A 4,578-nucleotide genomic window follows, 5' to 3' on the forward strand; every position below is an offset into this window, starting at 1 on the left:
GCTGGATCGGCGCCGGGGCCGGCACCGGGCGCGGCGCGCGCGGCACGGGCGCCGGGCGCGGCGCGGCATCGCGCCGGATCGGGCTCGGCCTCGCGGAAAGATTCAGCCGGTGCGCCTTGCCCACCACGGCATTCTTCGAGATACCCATGCGCCGACCGATCTCGGCCGTCGAATGGCCTTCGGCCCAGAGCGCCTTGAGACGCTCGATCGCCTCCGTCGTCCAGTCCATGTCGATCGGTCCCCCGATGTCCCCCAACACAAGATACGGTAGCCACACCGGCCGCCGCACACAAGTTCTGCCATGCGCAGGGGCGCAGATTTCTGTGGACAAGCTGCCGGCCCGAACTTGCTTGCAAATTGAAAGCAAATGCCCTCCGATGGCCGCGACGACCGGAGGAGAACCCCGCTGCGCCGCATCGACTTCGCCCGCATGCGCTGTCCCGTGGCCCGCGCCATGTCGATCCTCGGGGAACGCTGGACGATCCTGATCCTGCGGGAGGCCTTCGCCGGCACCACCCGCTTCGACGCCTTCGAGCGCAACCTCGGCATCGCGCCGAACATCCTCTCGGCCCGGCTGGGCGCGCTGGTCCGCCACGGGGTGCTCGAGCGCGTGCCCGATGGCGGCCGCCATGCCTATCGCCTGACGGAACGCGGCCGCGATGCCTTCCCGCTCTACCTGGCGATCCGCGACTGGGGCGCGCGCCACCTCTCCGGCCCCGACGGCCCGCCCACCGTCATGCTGGACACCCTCACCGGTGAACCCGTGCAGGCGCCGACGCCGCGCCGCGCCGACGGCACGCCGATCACACCGGAGGAGGTCCGCATCCTGCCCGGCCCCGGCGCCAACGAGGCGGTCCGCCGCCGTTTCGGAACGGAGGCCGACCATGGCTGACACCCTTGCCATGCCCGCCCGCGCCGTCACGCCGGGCCGGGTGCGCCGCATCCTGGCGCTGGCCGCGCCGACCACGATGCTCGCGGCCACCCAGGTCGCGGCGCTGCTGATCGAGCCATGGCTCGCCGCCCGCCAGGGCACGCCGGCCCTGGCCGGCTGGGCGGTCGTACTCCCCTTCGCCCTGCTGCTCGGGCAGATGTCCGCCGGGGCGATGGGGGGTGGCGTGGTCTCGGCCATCGCCCGCGCGCTCGGTGCCAACAGGCTGGAGGAAGCCTCGGCGCTCGCCACCCATGCGCTGGTCATCGCGGTGGCGGGTGCGGCGCTCTTCGCCATCCCGCTCGCGGTCTTCCCGCACACGGTGCTCGGGCTGATCGGCGGGCCGGAGGCAGCCACGGCCGCCGCGGGGTATTCCGCCTGGCTGTTCGGCGGCGGGGCGCTGCCGACCTGGCTCGCCAATACGCTGGCCTCGATCCTGCGCGGCGGCGGACGGCATGCGCTGGCGGCGCGAGGCGTGATCGGCGCCTGGATCGCCTACCCGCCGCTCGCCTGGCTGCTGATGGAACCGCTGGGGATGGGCCTCGCCGGGGCGGGGCTCGCCTTCACCATCGCCATGACCGGGGCGGCGGCGCTGATGGCCGCGGTCTTCATGGCCGGCGGCGCCGGCTTCCGACCGCATCTGGGCACGCGGCTGCGCGGGGATCTGTTCAGCCGCATCCTCTCGGTCGGGCTGATCGCCTGCGTCATGGCGACCATCGCCAACCTGGCGACCATCCTGGTCACCGCCCGCATCGCCCATCACGGGGCGGCGGCGGTGGCGGGCTACGGCATTTCGGCGCGGATCGAGTTCCTGATGATCCCGCTCGCCTTCGGGGTCGGCTCGGCGCTGACGGCGCTGGTCGGCCGGGCGGTGGGCGCGGGGGACTGGGTGGAGGCGAGGCGCATCGCCTGGGCCGGCGGCGGGCTTGCGCTCGGCGTGACCGGAGCGATCGCGGTGCCGGTGGCGATCTTTCCCGCCGCCACCGCCGCGGCCTTCACCTCCGACCCCGAGGTGCGGGCGATCGCCGCGCAGGCCCTGGCCATCATCGGCTGGGCCATGCCGGGCTTCGGGATCGGCATGGCGCTGTATTTCGCCGCCATGGGGGCGGGACGGATGGCCTGGCCGGTGGCCGCGGGGCTGTCGCGCATCGGGCTGGCGGTGGGCGGCGGGTGGGTGCTGTCGGACCTGCTCGGCTTCGGGCTGACCGGGCAGTTCGTGGCGGTGGCGCTGGGGATCACGGCCTATGGGGCAGTCTGCGCAGCGGCGGTGCGGCCGGGGGTGTGGCCGGGAAGCAGGGGGGCGCCGCCCCCCTGAACCCCCCGCCAAAGGCCGAAAAACCTTTGCGAACCATGACGCGCGGGGCTGGCGCCCCGCCGTCGGCGGCGCACCGGAATACTTCGGCGCGAGGCTTGCCGCGGGCCGGGAGCGCAAAGCGCGACCGCGCCAAGATCAACCGCCGCCGCCAACGCGCCAGCGCACGGCGCGCAAGCCAAGCCGGCGGATGCCGGCGCCGGCGTCTGAGGCAATAGAACCTAGACCTGAGGCAAAGCCTCGGGTCTAGGCCAGCGTCGTCAGGTCCTGGAACCAGTGCTGTGCCTGCGTGTACCCGCGCACGTTGCGTCCGAGGGCGTGCGGATTGGTGTCGTGCACCACGAAGACCAGCAGCGCCTCATTCACCACCTTCTCGTGCACGCGGCGCATGATCGCGTCCTGCTCCGCGACGTCGAAGGAGGACGTCGCCGCGTCCAGCATCCGGTCCATCTCGGCGTCCCGGTAGTGGCCGTAATTCACGCCGGTCGGCGCGATCTGGTTGGAGTGGAAGAAGCGGATGAAGGCGTAGAGCGGGTCCGAGGTCAGGTAGGCGATGTTGTTCGAGGTGACGTTGCCCGCGCGGCTGAGTTCCCCCGCCGCGCCCTGGCGCCAGGCGGTGTAGAGCACTTCCAGCTCCACCACCTGGAATTCGACCTGGATGCCGACCTCGCGCCAGGCGGACTGGATGTACTCGTTCATCGGCATCGAGACCATCTGCCCCGAACCGCCGGTCGGCACGATGAAGCGCGTGCGCAGCGGGTTCTGCGGGCTGAAGCCGGCCTCCCGCACCAGGCGACGGGCAGCGTCCACATCGGTCCTCACCTGGAATTCCGGCCGCCCGAACCAGGGGGAGGACGGGTCCACCACGCCGGAGGCCGGCTTGCCCAGGCCGTTGAGCAGGGCGATGACCTCGTCACGGTTGATGGCAAGGTTCGCGGCGCGGCGCAGCCGCACATCGCGCCAGGGCGAACCCTCCAGCAGGCTCAGGTGGTAGTTCCAGAGATGGGGCGTGACGTTCTCGACGATGCGCACGCCGGACTGGCGCAGGCGCGGCAGCAGGTCGGGCGCCGGGCTCTCGATCATGTCGAGCTGGCCGGAGATCAGCGCATTGCTCCGCGTGGTGGTCTCCGGTGCGACCACCAGGATGATGCGGTCCACCTTGGGGATGCGCGCCGGGTTCCAGTAGTCGGGGTTCTTCACCAGCTCGGCGCGTTCGCGCGGCACCAGACGGGCCAGGCGGAAGGGACCGGTGCCCGAGGGCTCGTTGGCGAAGCGGTCCCAGGAATTGCCGAGCTTCGCGTACTGCGCCGGGGAAGAAATGAGGAACCAGAGCATCTGGTACGGGAAGAAACTGTCCACCGCGCGGGTGGTCACCTCCACCGTCATGGCGTCGACCTTGCGGTAGGAGGCGACGGAGGGCAGGCGCGGACGGACCTGCGCGGCCTGGCGCTGGTCGTAGTGCGGTGCCTGGTTGTTCAGCACCTTCTCGAAGTTCCAGATCACCGCATCGGCGTCGAAATCGCTGCCATCGTGGAACTTCACGCCCTGGCGCAGGCGGAAGACCCATTTGCGCCGGTCGGACGGGTCCGCCTCCCAGGAGGTGGCGAGGCCGGGGGTGAGTTTCCCGGGACGGTCGGCCACGTCCATCTCCCAGGCCACCAGCGGATCGTAGAGGGTGTGGCCGGTGAACTGATAGGCGCCGGCGCCGCGGTCGGGCTGACCGGTGGTCTGCGGGATATCGGCCATGGAGATGCCGTAGCGGAGGACGCGTTCCTGCTGCGCCTGGGCAGGCAGCAGGGGCAGGCCGGCGACGCCGGTGGCCGCGGCGCCAAGCATGGCGCGCCGCGTGAAGGCGGAGGTGGTCATGGGTGAAGCCCCCTGTTGGTCGGGTTGAGCCAGTCAAGGGATGCAACGGGCGTGCCGGGGGGCGCTGCGCCCCGCCCCCCCCCTTGCCCAAGGCCGACAGGGCTTGGGAACCATGAGTTCCCAGGTGGTTGCGCGTGACGGGCCATACCATCGGCCGCCATACGCGACCGCTGGCATCCGGCTTTGCGTGCCCTCAGGCGCCGGACTGCCGGCGGGCCGCACTCGCAGCCTCGGCACGAGTCAATGATACCAATGGCCCGTTTGCCGGATCTGTGGAACCGAGAGGGGCTTTGCCCCTCTCGGGCTCTCCCCACCAAAGGCCCAGGGCCTTTGGAAACCGATACCTGGCGCCGTGCGCCCTTGTCAGGATCAGTGCCGAAGCCCGCCCGAAGCGATTGGGCTGTCTGGACCGCGCGGCACCACATGATGGTTTCCAAAGGCCTCGGGCCTTTGGCGGGGTGGCTTGGAGGGG

Annotated in this window: 4 protein-coding genes; 2 read left to right on the forward strand and 2 right to left on the reverse strand. The window is 71.4% G+C overall.

Features of this window, described 5'->3' with window-relative positions:
* The coding region (locus tag GXW74_RS27600; protein WP_246524272.1) for a GcrA family cell cycle regulator at positions 1-229 on the reverse strand (229 nt) is incomplete at its 3' end.
* Between the two features lie 138 nt (positions 230-367).
* Between GXW74_RS27600 and GXW74_RS27605 the strand changes: the two genes are divergently transcribed.
* Complete coding sequence (locus GXW74_RS27605; RefSeq protein ID WP_211850119.1) at positions 368-892, forward strand: winged helix-turn-helix transcriptional regulator; 525 nt, start codon at positions 368-370, stop codon at positions 890-892.
* Positions 885-2,243 (forward strand): MATE family efflux transporter, encoded by a 1,359-nt coding sequence (locus tag GXW74_RS27610; protein WP_211850121.1) that lies wholly within the window; start codon positions 885-887, stop codon positions 2,241-2,243. Before GXW74_RS27605 ends, GXW74_RS27610 begins: the two co-directional genes overlap by 8 nt.
* Before the next feature lie 243 nt (positions 2,244-2,486).
* Here the strand turns inward: GXW74_RS27610 and GXW74_RS27615 are convergent, their stop codons facing one another.
* The gene (locus tag GXW74_RS27615) at positions 2,487-4,106 is read right to left on the reverse strand and encodes an ABC transporter substrate-binding protein (RefSeq protein WP_211850122.1); all 1,620 of its coding nucleotides are present in this window, start codon (positions 4,104-4,106) and stop codon (positions 2,487-2,489) included.
* Positions 4,107-4,578 lie beyond the last annotated feature (472 nt).

Origin of the sequence: Neoroseomonas eburnea (assembly GCF_018129005.1) — a bacterium.
Lineage (GTDB): Bacteria > Pseudomonadota > Alphaproteobacteria > Acetobacterales > Acetobacteraceae > Neoroseomonas > Neoroseomonas eburnea.

Coding starts and splice junctions, on each gene's coding strand:
- GXW74_RS27610 (WP_211850121.1), top strand. CDS start 885: ATGGCTGACACCCTTGCCATGCCCGCCCGCGCCGTCACGCCGGGCCGG.
- GXW74_RS27615 (WP_211850122.1), bottom strand. CDS start 4,106: ATGACCACCTCCGCCTTCACGCGGCGCGCCATGCTTGGCGCCGCGGCC.
- GXW74_RS27605 (WP_211850119.1), top strand. CDS start 368: ATGCCCTCCGATGGCCGCGACGACCGGAGGAGAACCCCGCTGCGCCGC.